The 16,238-nt window shown below is 46.4% G+C and carries 15 protein-coding genes; all 15 read left to right on the top strand.

The features are described 5' to 3' along the window. Nucleotides 1-83 precede the first annotated feature (83 nt). The 15 genes from K2225_RS07350 (at nt 84) to hisIE (ending at nt 16,163) form a co-directional block, all read left to right on the top strand. Nucleotides 84-902, top strand: a complete 819-nt coding sequence (locus tag K2225_RS07350; RefSeq protein WP_220584155.1) for an MIP/aquaporin family protein — start codon at nt 84-86, stop codon at nt 900-902. Further along, entirely contained in the window at nt 899-2,398 is a 1,500-nt protein-coding gene (gene glpK, locus K2225_RS07345; RefSeq protein WP_220584154.1) for a glycerol kinase GlpK, read from the top strand. Before K2225_RS07350 ends, glpK begins: the two co-directional genes overlap by 4 nt. 232 nt (nt 2,399-2,630) lie before the next feature. Continuing rightward, the gene (locus tag K2225_RS07340; RefSeq protein WP_220584153.1) at nt 2,631-4,298 is read left to right on the top strand and encodes a glycerol-3-phosphate dehydrogenase/oxidase; all 1,668 of its coding nucleotides are present in this window, start codon (nt 2,631-2,633) and stop codon (nt 4,296-4,298) included. Nucleotides 4,299-4,409: 111 nt separating this feature from the next. After that, complete coding sequence (locus K2225_RS07335) at nt 4,410-5,228, top strand: hypothetical protein (protein ID WP_220584152.1); 819 nt, start codon at nt 4,410-4,412, stop codon at nt 5,226-5,228. 692 nt (nt 5,229-5,920) lie between these two features. After that, nucleotides 5,921-6,313 carry a MerR family transcriptional regulator gene (locus K2225_RS07330; RefSeq protein ID WP_220584151.1) on the top strand — a complete coding sequence of 131 codons (393 nt, stop codon included), beginning with the start codon at nt 5,921-5,923 and terminating at the stop codon, nt 6,311-6,313. Then, entirely contained in the window at nt 6,310-7,827 is a 1,518-nt protein-coding gene (locus K2225_RS07325; protein WP_220584150.1) for a class I adenylate-forming enzyme family protein, read from the top strand. The genes K2225_RS07330 and K2225_RS07325 overlap by 4 nt, the downstream gene beginning before the upstream one ends. A gap of 12 nt (nt 7,828-7,839) precedes the next feature. Next, nucleotides 7,840-9,501, top strand: coding sequence for an acyl-CoA dehydrogenase family protein (locus tag K2225_RS07320; protein ID WP_220584149.1), 1,662 nt, complete (start codon nt 7,840-7,842; stop codon nt 9,499-9,501). Between the two features lie 233 nt (nt 9,502-9,734). After that, complete coding sequence (locus K2225_RS07315; protein ID WP_220584148.1) at nt 9,735-10,919, top strand: ATP phosphoribosyltransferase regulatory subunit; 1,185 nt, start codon at nt 9,735-9,737, stop codon at nt 10,917-10,919. Next, nucleotides 10,912-11,547, top strand: a complete 636-nt coding sequence (gene hisG / locus K2225_RS07310; RefSeq protein WP_220584147.1) for an ATP phosphoribosyltransferase — start codon at nt 10,912-10,914, stop codon at nt 11,545-11,547. Before K2225_RS07315 ends, hisG begins: the two co-directional genes overlap by 8 nt. Beyond that, entirely contained in the window at nt 11,547-12,821 is a 1,275-nt protein-coding gene (hisD, locus tag K2225_RS07305) for a histidinol dehydrogenase (protein ID WP_220584146.1), read from the top strand. The genes hisG and hisD overlap by 1 nt, the downstream gene beginning before the upstream one ends. After that, nucleotides 12,818-13,411 carry an imidazoleglycerol-phosphate dehydratase HisB gene (gene hisB, locus K2225_RS07300; RefSeq protein WP_220584145.1) on the top strand — a complete coding sequence of 198 codons (594 nt, stop codon included), beginning with the start codon at nt 12,818-12,820 and terminating at the stop codon, nt 13,409-13,411. The genes hisD and hisB overlap by 4 nt, the downstream gene beginning before the upstream one ends. Then, nucleotides 13,411-14,040, top strand: coding sequence for an imidazole glycerol phosphate synthase subunit HisH (gene hisH, locus K2225_RS07295; RefSeq protein ID WP_220584144.1), 630 nt, complete (start codon nt 13,411-13,413; stop codon nt 14,038-14,040). The genes hisB and hisH overlap by 1 nt, the downstream gene beginning before the upstream one ends. A gap of 12 nt (nt 14,041-14,052) precedes the next feature. Next, entirely contained in the window at nt 14,053-14,784 is a 732-nt protein-coding gene (gene hisA, locus K2225_RS07290; protein WP_220584143.1) for a 1-(5-phosphoribosyl)-5-[(5-phosphoribosylamino)methylideneamino]imidazole-4-carboxamide isomerase, read from the top strand. Next, nucleotides 14,785-15,543 (top strand): imidazole glycerol phosphate synthase subunit HisF, encoded by a 759-nt coding sequence (gene hisF, locus K2225_RS07285; RefSeq protein ID WP_220584142.1) that lies wholly within the window; start codon nt 14,785-14,787, stop codon nt 15,541-15,543. It abuts the gene before it with no gap. Then, a complete protein-coding gene (gene hisIE / locus K2225_RS07280; protein ID WP_220584141.1) occupies nt 15,540-16,163 on the top strand; it encodes a bifunctional phosphoribosyl-AMP cyclohydrolase/phosphoribosyl-ATP diphosphatase HisIE in 624 nt (207 codons plus the stop codon). The genes hisF and hisIE overlap by 4 nt, the downstream gene beginning before the upstream one ends. Nucleotides 16,164-16,238: the final 75 nt, after the last annotated feature.

Below are 16,238 nucleotides of genomic sequence, written 5' to 3'. Positions count from 1 at the left end.
CGGATCCACACAATGATTAGATCAAACTAATGTTGTGTGGTTTTTTGTACGTCAAACGTGGTACACAGAAAGGAGATCACATCATGACAGAATTCATGGGTGAGCTGATTGGCACCATGATCCTCATTATTTTCGGGGGCGGCGTCATCGCCGGTGCAAATTTAAAAGCAACAAAAGCAGAAGGAAACTGGGTACTGATTACCATTGCCTGGGGACTTGCGGTAGCCATGGGTGTTTACGCTGTAGGGAGAGTGACAGGGGCGCACATCAACCCTGCCGTTACGCTTGGACTGGCAACGGTCGGAGATTTCCCTTGGAGTAAAGTTCCGATGTATATTACCGCTCAGATGGCCGGTGCATTCTTGGGAGCTGTCCTCGTCTTCTTTCATTATCTACCTCATTGGAAGGATACAGAAGACCAGTTGGCGATCAAATCGATCTTTTGTACAGACCCTGCCATCCGCAGTCCGATTTCAAACCTTGTCAGCGAGATCATTGGAACATTTGTATTAGTTATGGGAATCTTGTTTATCGGTGCGAACGAATTCACACAGGGATTGAACCCGCTTATTGTAGGTTTGCTGATCGTAGCCATCGGGATGTCCCTAGGTGCAACAACGGGGTATGCGATCAACCCAGCTCGTGATCTGGGACCTCGAATAGCTCATGCTCTATTACCGATTCCAGGAAAAGGGGACTCAGACTGGGGTTACTCTTGGATCCCTGTTCTAGGACCGATCATTGGTGGTATCTATGGTGGGTTATTTTATCAGGCCATTTTTGAAGCCAATGCAAATGGCTGGTTTTGGAGCGGCACGATCATCATTTTACTTATTTTACTGTCCTCCATGCGTGTGGAGCTGAAAAAAGTGCATCAATCTGAAAAAGGAGTGGAATCATGAAGCAGTACATTTTATCAATTGATCAGGGTACAACAAGTTCAAGAGCGATTTTGTTCAATTATGAAGGTCAGATCGTAGAAACGGCTCAAAAAGAATTTGAGCAGCATTTTCCAAAGCCGGGTTGGGTCGAACATGATGCAAACGAAATTTGGACATCTGTTCTTGCATGTATTGCGGATGTTTTAAGAAAATCAGATATTGAAGCGAGTCAGGTCGCAGGCATTGGTATTACTAACCAACGGGAAACGACGGTCGTTTGGGACAAAAACACCGGCAAACCGATTTATAAAGCGATTGTATGGCAGTCCCGCCAAACGCAAAGCATCTGTAATGAGCTGAAAGAGCAGGGGCTGGAACAAACATTTAGAGATAAAACCGGATTATTGCTCGACCCCTACTTTGCAGGAACTAAAGTGAAATGGATTCTGGACAATGTGGACGGAGCAAAAGAAAAAGCAGAAAACGGAGACCTCATGTTCGGAACGATTGACACATGGCTCGTCTACAAACTTTCCGGACAGAAAGCCCATGTGACAGACTATTCCAATGCCTCCCGGACGTTGATGTATAACATCCATGACTTGAAATGGGATGATGAACTGCTTGAGATCTTAGAGGTTCCGAAAAGCATGCTGCCGGAAGTGAAGCCTTCCTCTGAAGTTTATGCAGATACGGTAGATTATCACTTTTTCGGAAAAGAAGTCCCGATTGCTGGAATCGCTGGTGATCAGCAGGCAGCGCTTTTCGGACAAGCGTGTTTTGAAAAAGGAATGGGTAAAAACACATATGGAACCGGTGGTTTCATGTTATTGAACACAGGAGAAGAAGCAGTCAAATCCGAGCATGGTTTGTTAACGACGCTTGCCTGGGGTATTGATGGGAAAGTTGAATACGCCCTGGAAGGAAGCATTTTCGTATCAGGTTCTGCCATTCAATGGCTTCGTGACGGTTTGAAAATGGTGGAATCTTCTCCACAGAGTGAGGAAATTGCTGGGCAGGTGAAATCGACGGACGGCGTTTACGTTGTTCCTGCGTTTGTTGGACTCGGCACGCCTTATTGGGATAGCGAAGCTCGTGGAGCAGTCTTCGGTCTGACGCGTGGAACGACTAAAGCTCACTTCGTAAGAGCGACACTTGAATCTCTTGCGTACCAGACAAAAGACGTCGTTGATGCGATGGTCGAAGACTCTGGCATCGAAGTGAAAAAACTTCGTGTCGATGGAGGAGCCGTCAAAAACAATCTTTTGATGCAGTTCCAAAGTGATTTGCTTGATGTGACCGTGGAGCGTCCGGAAGTCAATGAAACGACGGCTCTTGGTGCGGCTTACCTTGCCGGGCTTGCTGTAGGTTTCTGGGAGGATCGAAAAGAGATCGCAAATCAGTGGAAAGTAGAAAGAGAATTTGAGCCTAGTATGAATGAGGAGAAAAGTAAGAAACTATACAAAGGCTGGCAAAAAGCTGTGGAAGCGACAAGGGTCTTCAAACAAGAAGAATAATTCCTTGAAAACATCTCCCTCTCTGATATAATAGAGCTACAAGTTAATGGAAACGGTCGGAGATACGGAGAGACCACGAAGCTTTATGCAATCCGCATAAGAGTTTTCGTGGTCTCTTTTTTTATGACCTGTGTGAGCACTCGATGAGCATTCCGACACATATTCTTTGCTGAAAAAGGGAATACCCGTATCAGACCATGAATTAGAAGACAACGTAAGAAGGAGAGATAGCATGCAATCATTTTCTAGTTACGAAAGAAAAGATCAGTTCAACCGTTTAACACAGGAAGAGTGGGATGTACTCGTTATAGGTGGGGGGATTACAGGTTCTGGAATCGCTCTCGATGCAGCAAGCCGAGGCATGAAGACGGCAGTGGTCGAAATGCAGGATTATGCAGCAGGAACATCTAGCCGTTCCACAAAACTGGTGCACGGTGGTTTGAGATATTTGAAACAGTTCGAAGTGAAAATGGTCGCGGAAGTAGGGAAAGAACGAGAGATCGTTTATGAAAATGGCCCCCACGTGACGACACCAGAGTGGATGATGCTGCCATTCCATGAAGGGGGTAATTTCGGGCCGTTCTCTACGAATGTGGGTCTCCGTGTGTATGATTACCTTGCGGGGGTGAAAAAATCCGAGCGCCGTACGATGATGAGTGCCGAGGAAGCCATTGAACGGGAACCTCTTGTGAAAAGAGATGGACTTAAAGGCGCAGGGTACTATGTTGAATATAAAACGGATGATGCCCGCCTGACGCTTGAAGTTATGAAGAAGGCTGTAGAGCATGGAGCATGTTCCACGAACTATGCGAAGGTTGTTGATTTCATTTATGATGACCATGGTTCTGTTGTGGGTGCGAAAGTGGAAGATACGGTTACAGGTGAACAATACCATGTGAAGGCTAAGAAAATCATTAATGCAGGTGGTCCTTGGGTTGATGAACTTCGTGAAATCGACGGTTCGAAAAAAGGAAAAACGCTGCAGTTGACGAAAGGGGTTCACCTTGTTTTTGATCAATCGGTCTTTCCTTTGAGACAAGCGATCTATTTCGACAGTCCGGACGGCCGTATGATTTTCGCTATCCCACGTGATGGCAAGACGTATGTGGGGACGACTGATACGACCTACGATCAGGAAATTGCTCACCCGACAATGACCGAAGATGACCGTGATTATATTTTGAACGCCATGAAGACGATGTTCCCAACCGTTGAAGTTACGGCGGATGATGTAGAATCTAGCTGGGCAGGACTGCGTCCACTCATTCATGAAGAAGGGAAAGACCCATCTGAAATTTCTCGTAAAGACGAAATCTTCGTTTCAGATTCCGGTCTCATCTCTATGGCTGGTGGTAAGCTTACCGGTTATCGTAAAATGGCACAAACCGCTGTCGACCTCGTTCGCGATCAGCTGATGGAAGAGCACGGCATCCGTTATTCTGACTCTGAAACGAAAAACATGCCGATCTCTGGTGGCGATGTTGGAGGATCCAAAGGCTTCAAAAAATATAAGGAAGAACGCCTTCAAATTGGTGAATCTTTAGGGTTGAGTCAAGAGGATGCCGATAAATTAGTCCAACTTTACGGGTCTAATGTCGATAAAGTCTTCAACAACTTCAAAGATCGAAAAGAAGAGGCAGCTCAAGAAGGAGTCGACCCAGTCGTCTTTGCCCAACTCGCATATGCTTTGGAAGAAGAAATGACGTACAAACCAGTCGACTTCTTTGTCCGACGAACGGCTGCTCTTTTCTTCAACATCCAGTGGGTACGTGATCACAAAACATCCGTGATTGATTATATGGCGAAAGCTCTGAATTACAGTGAGCAGCAAAAACAAGAATATACGGAACAGCTTGATCAACTTTTAGAAGAAGCTGTCACACCAATTGAATATGTTTAATTACAAAAGACTTCTCCTTTAGCGGAGGAGTCTTTTTCTTACATATTCTTGAAACTTTCATCGTTCTTTTTCGTACTTATGGTATAGCTTCTTTTCTGAGGAGGAACTAAGATGTCGCTTGTTCAAAACATGATTTATCAAGATGCAAGAAGGCAATTATGGACCGGAACCTTGCTCTCATTTATATCCATCGTTTTTATCATGGGAATGGTCACTTTAAATCCAAGCAGCTTTATTATTTCTGTCGTGTACGCAGCCATTTTTGCGATTACGGGGGTCGGGCTTCTAAAAGCAGGCTATACTGATCTACAAAAATCCAAAACCGTTTTAGATTTTGAACAGGACCTCACGAAAGACTCCATAGAGAGAGTGCCAGCCCGGATGTATATGGGACAAAAAGCACTCAAAACCTTCCAGGCAGGAATATTTGATATGGATGGGGAGAGTTACGGAGAAATTCAAGAAAATATCCAGTGGAAACATAAAGCCCTCGCGATGTTTACAGCCCTGTTTTCCTATGATCAATTCAGACCAGCGGTGTACACTTTTAAAAATCAGCGTGGGCAACCGCTCTACCAGATTGAAAAAAAGGGCGGCTTCCAGTGGAGAGGGTATATTCAGCACGAAGCAGGAGCGTATGTGGCTTATACGAAGCAAACGAAAAATAAAACCACAGGGCAGCGCATCACTCGGTATATAGAAGCGGAACAATGCCGTTGGAGTGCAGAAGGGGACGATTTCATCGGCCATTACAATATTAAGGATCATGAAGGGAAGGTATGGGCAGTCATAAAAAGAGGGGCCATCCCTCGTGAAGCGGCCGAGCGTTTCGAAAAAATGCCCGGCTACTTGGTGGAATGGAACATTCGCGACAACATCCCCGCCTCACTCCTAGCCTTCCTATTCCTCCTCCAATCCAAAGAAAGATAAGTTACTGTATTATTAAATAATCTGGCAGAATTGTTGAAGACTCAGTTTCTAGATGTTTCCAGGGTTCGTTGCCTTGTTGGGCGTTAGGGGTGGTTGGGAAGCTACTCGCTTTCCTGTGGGGGAGTGGCGAGCTTCCTCGGACTTCGTCCTGTGGGATCTCGCCTATCTCCTTTCTCCCACGGGAGTCTCCCAGCTTCCCAACCACCCCTTTCGATGTAAGGGAGAAACGAACCCTTGCACCAATTTGGATGGTCTTCCACTATCCAGCTGTTAGAGGTATAAAGCGTTCTGAATCAAGCTTTTAAGTATTATGGAGGTCTACTATGATCCACTTCCCATAATCATACGAGCCGACCTTTTAGTAGTGGTTTCGAGAATCTTCCATGGTAAAGAGGTGGAGGGGAATGGCGAGACTCCTGCGGGAAAAAAGTGCAGGGTGAGACCCCACAGGACGCAGTCCGAGGAGGCTCACCGCGCTCCCGCGGAAAGCGAGATCTTCCCCGTAGCCCTCATCCACTCAACATACTTCTCGAAACTGAGTCTTCAAGTAAAGGGAGCTATACTCTAGGAAGTACCTTTTAGTAAGGTGCTTTTTTTCATAGTTAATTTCCATATTTTTATAGTTGAACTTTACGTTAACGTTAATGGTATAGTTTAATTGTTAGAATTTTCATTCAATGAGAGGGGATCGAATGTCAGGACGTTTATCGATACAACAAGTGGCTGAAAAATTCGATGTGACTCAGCGGACCATTCGATACTATGAAGAACTTGGGCTGATCAGACCTTCCCGGAGCTCGGGCGGGCACCGCTCCTTTTCTCCGAAGGATCTGACACGCCTTGGGCTTGTTTTTCGTGGGAAAAAGTATGGCTTCCAGCTGGATGAAATCAAAGAAATGATCCATCTTTTCGACCAGGACCCCTCAGGTGTTCGTCAGCTTGAGCGTACGCTTGCCTATGGCAGAGGGAAAATGCAGGAGGTGGACGACCGGATTCGGGAGTTGGAACAGTTAAAAGCGGAAATGGGGCAGTGGCTCGACAAATTTGAAGAAGAATTAAAGGAACGGAGAGGAGATCCCGTATGAATCTTTCTGAATTATTAGCGTACCAGTCTCGCAAATACCCGGAAAAAGAAGGGATTGTTACACCTGAAGAACGTCTGACCTATCAAGAGTGGAACAGTCAGGTCAACCAGTTTGCCAGAGGTTTAATGAGATTAGGGATTCAGGCTGGCGATAAGGTGATCATCCATATGCCGAATACGAAAGAATTTGTCATCAGTTACTTTGCCATCCATCGGCTGGGGGCCATCGTCGTTCCGATTAATGCCCGGTTAGTTCGAAATGAAATTACTTATATTTACGATCACAGTGATGCTGTCGCATTGATTACGCATGATTTGCTGATTGACCAAGTGAGAGGGCTTGCTGATGAAAGAGAAGGAACATTTATAAAAACAGGGAGTGTGGACGGAACCTGGCACTCGTTCTCTGACATACTTGCAAAAGAAGAACCGCTGGAAATGGTGAATGAAGCTCATGAAGATGAAGAAGCATCGATTTTATATACCTCGGGTACGACAGGCCAGCCGAAAGGGGTTGTCTTTACCCATAAAAATATTTTGACAGTCTCTTCGATGATGGCCGTGGAATTGGAAATGAAACCATCCAGCCGCATGCTTCATATGATGCCATTTAGTCATTCCGCACCATTGCATCTCTTTTTAGCAGGGGGCACGTTCGTTGGCGCGACTCACATCATTGCCCCTACTTTCACTCCCGATTTATTATTAGAACTTGCTTCGACCGAACGGGCGTCACACTTCTTCGGGGCACCTGTCGCTTATTTAATGACAGCCAAGCATCCAAAAGTGAAAGAAACGGATTTGAGCTGGGTGAAATATTGGACCTATGGAGGGGCACCTTTGTCTAAAAAGGAAGTCCAGTTTGTGCGAGAGCAGTTTGAAACAGACAGCCTTTGCTGCTTGTATGGTCTGACGGAGGCAGGTCCAAGCGGGACGTTGCTGCTTCCACAGGAGCATGATGAAAAAGCCGGCAGTGTAGGAAAACGGGCGGCGCTTCATTGTGAGGTTCGTATTGTTGATGAAGATGGACAAGAAGTAGGAAGTGGTCAAGTGGGCGAAATCGCTCTTAAAGGCGAGGGAATCATGAAAGGCTACTATAAAGATGAAGAAAAAACGGCCGCAACCTTCCGGGATGGCTGGCTGCTTACTGGGGATATGGGTGAGAAGGATGAGGATGGCTATCTGTGGGTCATCGATCGGAAAAAAGATATGATCATCTCGGGTGGCGTCAACATATACCCACGTGAAGTAGAAGAGCTACTGTTGCAGCATCCACACATTGAAGATGTGGCTGTCGTAGGCGTTCCGCATCCAGATTGGGGCGAGACAGTCAAAGCACATATCGTTCAAACCGGCCAACTGACAGATGTGGAAAATGAATGCCGCCGCTTCTTGCAGGAGCACCTGGCGGACTATAAGGTTCCGAAACTTTATGAGGAGATGGAAGAGCTGCCGAGGAACGCGACAGGGAAATTGTTGAAGCACCGTTTGCGTGAACAGGCACGTCAAGCATAAGGGGGCGTCAAAGTGAACTTTTATGAGAGCGATGAAAATCTACAAGACCTTTTGAGGCAATCGTGGGAGGAGCCTTTTTTTCGATGGGCAGATGAACGTCTCCATTTTTTTGGTGGAAGATGCGCACAGGATATCGATGAACGAGCGGTTCATACGGATCGTGAGGGTCAACCAAAGTTAATTAAATACGACAAAATGGGCAACGACATATCAGAGGTATGGTTGAACGAAGGTTACAAAAAAACAATAGAAGAAACGTATGGCGAAGGAATCGTTGGTTACCTTCATAAGGAAATCCCGGAACTTGGACAAAAAGGTGACTACATGTATTCGTATGCGCAAGGCTATCTCCTTTCCCAGGCAGAGCCTGGTTTTTACTGCCCGGTGACGTTAACGATGGCCACGGCCTATTTGATTGATCATTACGCAGACGAACCATTGAAAGCAAAATATCTGCCGCACGTGATATCAACAGGGGATGTGGAGCTTTATGAAGGGGCGACTTTTCTGACGGAACGCCAGGGCGGTTCGGATGTGGGCGCCAATGAAGTGAAAGCCGTTAAAGAAGGAGACCATTACACGATCCATGGTGAAAAGTATTTTGCCAGCAATGCCGGTGCTTGTGGTGTAGCTATGGTTCTTGCCCGGACGGAAGGGGCACCATCTGGGACAAGAGGTCTAAGCTTGTTTCTCGTTCCCTGGCGGAATGAAGCTGGGGACTTAAATGGAGTTCAAATACGAAGGCTGAAGGATAAACTTGGCGTCCGTGCTGTTCCCTCGGCTGAGGTCGAATTTACCGGGGCGAAAGCGTTCATGGTTGGAGAAGCGGAGCGGGGTTTCTATTATATGATGGAAGCTTTGAATCTTTCCCGCGTCTGCAATGCAGTCGCTTCTATAGGGATTATGCGACGGTCTTTATCAGAAGCACGTGATTATGCCACTAAAAGAAATGCATTCGGACATTCATTGATCCAATATCCGATGGTGAAGGATACACTCGTTTCCATGACGGTGAAGCAGGAAGTGGAAACGAGAGCGGTTTTCGACATGATCCAAGCTTTTGAAAAAGTGGCCCGTCAGCCAGAAGAAACGAGAATAGAAGAACATATCCTCAACCGTGTACGGATTGCCATCATGAAAAAAGAAACAGCTGAACAGGCTGTTGAATTTACACACGAGGCCATCGAGATGCATGGAGGAAATGGATACATTGAAGATTTTGTTACACCAAGACTATTACGTGATGCTCAAGTTTTGACAGTATGGGAAGGTACGGCGAACATTCTCGGTCTTGAAGTCTTGAAACTGTTTAACAAATATCAAGGCCATGAGTTGTTTGTCCAACATATTCAAGAGCGTTTAGAGGTGGTCCAGAATAAAGGGGAAGAGCACAAACTTGTGAAAGACGCGGTGCTGAACTTCACTTCCTATGCAGATGAAGTATTAAAACAGGCGGATGAAGTCCAAACCTTTTACAGCAAAACCCTGGCTGAAAAAATGGCTCTGCTTTATGAAGCCGTTGTAGCTCTGGAGATGATGGAAAAGGGGGCCAGGTTTGAAAAGGTTGGGAAACTGTTCATCCACCAACAGATGCAGACAGAAACACCGACTGCAGAACCACTGGTTCTTCGTTACGCCGATGAGATCCTCCATTTGAATAAAGCTTTCACCTGACCCAACGGGCGCACACTTTTGTGCGTCTTTTTTGTCGTTGTTGTAATATTTAACGTCCTCTAACGTCGATTCATTGTCCTCTAACCGAAAAACCCCGATGGCCCCGTATTTATGAAACGGTTTCTGCTATGATAAGAAGGGGAACAAAGCTAAGGAGTTTCTTCATTGACGCTCTATCTTTATCGTGTTAGCATATTAGCAAGCTAAAGGATTTGAGGAAAGGATGAATTCCATTGGTTAAACGCCTGATGTTTGAAAAACCACTGGGAATGCGGGACACGCTTCCCTTTTTTTATAACCAAAAATCAAAAGCGCGCCAACAATTATCTAATGCAATTTTATCGTTTGGATATTCGTTCATGGATACGCCGATCATGGAATATCACGAAACGGTAGGAAAAGTGAGTGCGACGCTCGATCAGCAATTGTTCAAGCTTTTGGACCAGCAAGGCCACACACTCGTATTAAGACCGGACATGACCGCACCGATTGCCAGAGTGGCTGCTTCTCAGCTCAAAGACGCTGAATTTCCGCTTCGTCTCGCTTATGAAGGACCGGTATTCCGTGCCCAGCAGACGGAAGGAGGGAAGCCGGCTCAGTTCGAACAGGTCGGAACAGAATTGATTGGTGACCATTCTTCTTATGGGGACGCAGAAGTCATCGCCCTCCTCGTCGAATCTTTGAAACAGACCGGACTCGATGATTTTGTCATCACGGTCGGTCACATTGGTTACGTGAAAGCCTTTTTCACAGATTTACTCGGAGATGATGAGGATACGATTGAATATCTCTTGAATTACTTATATCGCAAAAATTACGTCGGTTACAGGGAAGCGGTGAAAGAACTTTCTGTTCCACAGGATAAAAAAGAGGCTCTCCTTCAGCTGCTCTCACTAAAAGGCGGCGAAGAGATTTTTGAAAGCAGCCGTTCACTTGCCCGTAATCAGGCTTGTATGCAGGCTGTGAATGAACTGAAGCAATTGTATCGTCTCCTCCAACAATATGAGGTCGAAAAGTATATTCACTTTGATTTGAATTTGATCAGCCACATGGACTATTACACCGGGATTTTGTTCGAAGGTTATGCGCCAAATCTTGGTGCGCTTCTTTGTAACGGAGGGCGCTATGATACGTTGCTGCCTTCGTTCCAGCTTAGTGCATCCGCTACGGGTTTTGCCGTCCATTTGGAACGTCTGGTGGAGGCATTGAACGAACAGGAATCGGATGATGGACGGATCGGAGTCATCGTGGACGATGATAGTTACGGAAAAGGACTCAAAGAAGCGAAACGCTATCGTGAGGATGGGCAGGCGGTTCTGTTACAACATGTGGACCAAATCCCGGACTTGCAGGCTTTCAAAGGGGAATTATCAGATACGATTGATTTGACAAAAGGCGGAGGTGGGCGTGATGAGTAAGCCGTTGACCATTGCCATGCCGAAGGGCCGTATTTACGAAGAAGCGGCGGAACTGATGAAAAGAGCGGGCTATGAGCTTGAAGCGGACATGGATGAGTCAAGAAAGTTAATCTTGGAGTTTCCTGAACAAAACATCCGTGTCATGATGGCCAAACCGATGGATGTTGTCACTTATGTAGAATATGGAGCAGCGGATATCGGAATTGCAGGTAAAGACGTCCTGCTTGAGCAGGACCGTGATGTTTATGAAGTGCTCGATTTAAAAATAAGTCCGTGTTATGTGGCTGTTGCGGGGCTGCCTGATCAGCCACTGAGCAGGATTGCACCGAAAATCGCTACGAAGTATCCGAAAGTCGCCTCTGACTATTTCCGTGAACAGGGGGAACAGATTGAAATCATTCCATTGAATGGATCCATTGAGCTTGCGCCTTTGATTGGATTGGCAGATCGGATTGTAGATATCGTATCGACAGGCCGCACGTTAAAAGAAAACGGACTGGTAGAGTACGAAAAAATCACAGAGATCACTTCCCGTTTGATTGTGAACCCGGTAAGTTACCGTGTGAAGAGCAACGAGATTGAGGAAATGGTGAATAAACTGAGTGAAGTGATGGAAGGGGAACGCTGATGAAGATCATTAATAAATCTGATTTGAAGTCATTGAAGCGCTCCGTCGATCAAGGAACGGAAGAGCAGCGAATGGCTGTACAGGAAATCATTGCTCAGGTGAAGAATCGCGGAGATGAAGCAGTCAGAGAATATACCGAGCGTTTTGACCGAGCGACCTTGGAATCCTTCAAAGTTTCAAAAGAAGAGTTTGAACTAGCGTATGCTTCCCTCGATGGAGAGTACGTCCAAATCTTACAGGAGGCAGCGGAGAACATCCGTACTTTTCACGAAAAACAAAAGACCACTTCCTGGTTTGACAGTTCAGAAGACGGGACGCTCTTAGGTCAAAAAATCACACCGATCGATGCAGCAGGGGTATACGTGCCTGGTGGAACGGCCGCTTATCCTTCTTCTGTCTTCATGAATGTGATTCCAGCACAAGTAGCGGGCGTGGAACGGGTCGTCATGGTGACCCCTCCCGGTCAGGATGGAAAAGTACCCGACGGTGTCCTTCTTGCTGCTCATATTCTAGGGGTGGAAGATGTGTTCAAAGTAGGCGGCGCACAGGCGATTGCCGCTCTCGCTTATGGAACAGAAACAATCCCTTCTGTTGATAAAATTACAGGGCCGGGAAATGTATTTGTCGCTCTTGCAAAGCGTGAAGTATTCGGGGATGTCGATATCGATATGATTGCTGGGCCAAGTGAGATTGCCGTTCTTGCTGATGAAACCGCGCGTGCCGAAGAAATCGCTGCCGATCTTCTTTCTCAAGCAGAACACGATGCCCGCTCATCAAGCGTACTGGTGACAACGAGTGAGACGCTTGCGAAGGCTGTGGAGAAAGAAGTGCAGGTACAGCTGGATTCTTTACCTCGTGCTGATATCGCAAGAAAGAGCGTGGAAGACTATGGAATGATTGTCCTTTGCAAAACATGGGCAGAAGCGGTCGACACCATCAATGAAATAGCACCCGAACATCTGGAAATTGTGACGGAAGATCCTTTTCAGGAGCTGGGAAAGATCAAGCACGCAGGAGCGATTTTCCTAGGACCGTACAGTAGTGAGCCTGTCGGGGACTATTTTGCCGGACCCAATCACGTTCTTCCAACGAATGGGACCGCGCGTTTCTCAAGTCCTCTCAACGTTGACGACTTTGTGAAAAAATCGAGCGTCATTTCTTATAGCAGAAACGCACTTGAGACGAATGTAGATAAGATTGCCCGATTTGCCCGGTTGGAGGGGTTGGAAGCCCATGCGCGCGCAGTAGAGACACGTAAGGAGCGGTGGAAATGACAGAAACGAGAACAGCAAGAATTGAACGTAAAACGAGAGAAACAGATATACAACTTGAACTTGGAATCGATGGTGGAGGAAAAGCGGACTTGGATGTCCAGGTTCCTTTTCTTTCACACATGCTGGAATTGTTCACAAAACACGGCCTCTTTGATTTAACGGTTGTCGGACGGGGCGATGTAGAAGTGGATGATCATCACTTAACGGAAGATATCGGGATTTGTCTTGGACAGGCGTTACGAGAAGCGGTTGGCGATAAATATGGCATGAAACGTTACGGCTCCATGACTCTGCCGATGGACGAGACGCTTGTCACGGTAGCCGTAGATTTGAGTGACCGTCCGCACCTGGAGTGGCGCGCTGAGCTTCCAAAAGATCGTGTCGGTACATTTGATACGGAAAATGTCCATGAATTTTTCTGGAAGCTTGCTGTAGAAGCTCGAATGAACCTACATATCGTCTTGCATCATGGGCATAACACCCATCACATCATTGAGGCGATGTTCAAAGCCTTTGCACGTGCTTTGGATGAAGCGACTCAAATCGATCCACGTGTCAAAGGAGTTCCGAGTACGAAAGGAAGTTTATAATGATAGGCATCATCGATTATGGAATGGGAAATTTATTCAGTGTTTCAAAAGCGCTTGAACGGCTTGGCGTGGACTATAAAATCGGGGATCGCCCACAGGTATTGGTAGGCTGTGATGGCTATATCCTTCCTGGGGTGGGCGCATTTCCTGATGCGATGAAAGCACTTCAAGAACATGGATTCATAGATTTTATAAAAGATAAAGTGGCTGAAGGTACACCGGTCTACGGTATATGTCTAGGGATGCAGCTGTTATTCGAGAGCAGTGAAGAAGGCGGACTTACAGAAGGGTTGGGGTTGTTCCCTGGCACCATTTCCCGCTTCCCGGGGATTGATGAAAATGGACGTTCGTACAAGGTCCCACACATGGGATGGAATCAGCTTGAGATCCATCAGCCGGATAAATCTCTGATGACAGACGTAAACGAAGACCACGTCTATTTCGTCCACTCTTTTGTTGTAAAGACGAACGATCCCTCTATCCTTTATGCGACTTCTGACTACCATATGGAAGTCCCTGCAATCATTGGAAAAGAAAATCTTGTAGCCAGCCAGTTCCACCCGGAAAAAAGCGGGACAGCCGGTATGCAGTTATTAGAGAATTTTTGTAAAGTAATGTGCAAACAGTGAGGAGTTTTAACGATGAGCTTTACGATCTATCCAGCGATTGATATGCGTGACGGAAAATGTGTGCGTCTTGAACAAGGTGATTTTGAAAAAGAAACCGTCTATGGAGAGAATCCCTTTGAAGTGGCAAAGGAATTTGCTGAAGCAGGGGCTTCATGGATCCATATGGTCGATCTTGACGGAGCAAAGGAAGGTTCGAAGCAAAATGCGGAGCATGTGTTGCGGGTGGCGAAGGAATTGGACTGCCGTGTACAGATCGGCGGAGGGATCCGCTCTGAAGAAGATGTCCGCTTTTACTTGGATGAGGGCGTCGATCGCGTCATCATCGGTTCCCTTGCTGAACGCGATGTAGATACAACCAAACAGCTTCTTTCGAAGTATGGAGAACGGATTGCGATTGGACTGGATGCCCGAGACGGTTTTGTTTCGACTGGCGGGTGGCTGGAACAATCGGAAGTGAAGGCTGTGGATTTAGGAAAGGACCTGGCATCGGCGGGAGCGAAAACGTTCATTTATACGGATATCGCGAAAGACGGTATGCTCTCAGGTCCGAATATGAAAGAAATCGTCCGCTTGGCTGAAGAAACAGGTGTGGACGTGATTGCATCTGGAGGCATTAAAGGCCTGGATGACCTTGACGAGTTGAAAGAATACAAGGATCGCCATGTCATTGGTTCGATTGTAGGAAAAGCCTTGTACACGAACCAATTTACCTTAAAAGAAGCACTTGCTGTGGAGGTGGACTGAATGCTCTCCAAACGAATCATTCCCTGCCTGGATGTGAAAGAAGGACGTGTCGTTAAAGGCATACAGTTCGTTGATATTCGGGATGCTGGCGATCCTGTTGAACTTGCGAAGGTGTACGACGAACAAGGAGCGGATGAGCTTGTGTTTCTCGATATCTCCGCCAGTCATGAGGGGAAGAAAACGATGATTGATGTCGTCCGGTCTGTTGCTTCAGAGCTTGCCATTCCTTTTACAGTCGGAGGCGGCATTAGGACGATTGAGGACATTAAAGAAACCCTCCGAAATGGAGCAGATAAAGTATCCCTAAACTCATCCGCTGTGAAAAGGCCTGCTTTGATCACTGAAGGTGCAGATTACTTCGGAAGTCAGTGCATCGTTGTGGCGATTGATGCGAAGTATGATGAAGAGGCAGCGAACTGGCGTGTTTATACGCATGGAGGCCGGACTCCGACCGATTGGCTCGTGACGGATTGGGCGAGGGAAGCGGTCAAACTTGGAGCAGGAGAAATTCTGCTCACGTCCATGAATAAAGACGGTGAAAAATCCGGTTTCGACCTGCCTTTATTAAAAGCCGTTCAGGAAGTTGTAAATGTTCCTGTCATTGCCTCCGGCGGTGCAGGGTCCAGTGAACATTTTTATGATGTATTTACTGAAGTTGAAGCAGATGCCGCGCTCGCAGCATCCATATTTCACTATAAAGAAACGTCTGTGCAAAACGTGAAAGCATATTTGAAGGAAAAAGGAGTGCCTGTCCGATGAATCTAGATGAAATCCAATACGATGCCCAAGGTCTCGTTCCAGCGATTGTGCAAGATGCCAAGTCGAAAGCTGTCCTGACTTTGGCTTACATGAACGAAGAATCTTTGAAAAAAACGTTAGAAATCGGTGAAACGGTATTTTACAGCCGCTCCCGTCAAGAGTTGTGGCACAAAGGGGAAACCTCTGGAAACACCCAGGAAGTAAGAAGCATCCAATACGATTGCGACCAGGATGCCTTACTAGTTCAAGTGGTACCCTCAGGTCCAGCTTGCCATAAAGGAGATTATAGCTGTTTTTCGGAAGAACTGACAGGTTCGGAAACGAAACCGAAAGAAAATCGCTATCGAATTCTGGATGAGCTTCAAACTGTACTGGCAGACCGAAAAGCAACCCTTCCTGAAGGATCTTACACATCCACCTTGTTCCAGGAAGGTGTGGACAGGATTGCGAAGAAAATTGGTGAGGAAGCTGGGGAAGTCATCATTGCTGCAAAGAATGATGATCCTGAAGAAATTGCTTTAGAATCTGCGGATCTTTTATTCCACCTCTTACTAATCCTTACTGATCGTCAGGTTCCACTGGACGATGTATTGGATGTCTTGGAAAAGCGTCATTCCTAAATGGATTACATTTTTCTCCTATTTCTCTGTGAGCATTTATGTTATACTGCATAATTAGTGAGATTTGAAACGGAA

Origin of the sequence: Halobacillus sp. Nhm2S1, from assembly GCF_019599545.1 — a bacterium.
Taxonomy (GTDB): domain Bacteria; phylum Bacillota; class Bacilli; order Bacillales; family Halobacillaceae; genus Halobacillus.
The sequence above is the reverse complement of the archived record's forward strand: the minus strand, read 5'-3'. Positions and strand labels throughout refer to the sequence as shown.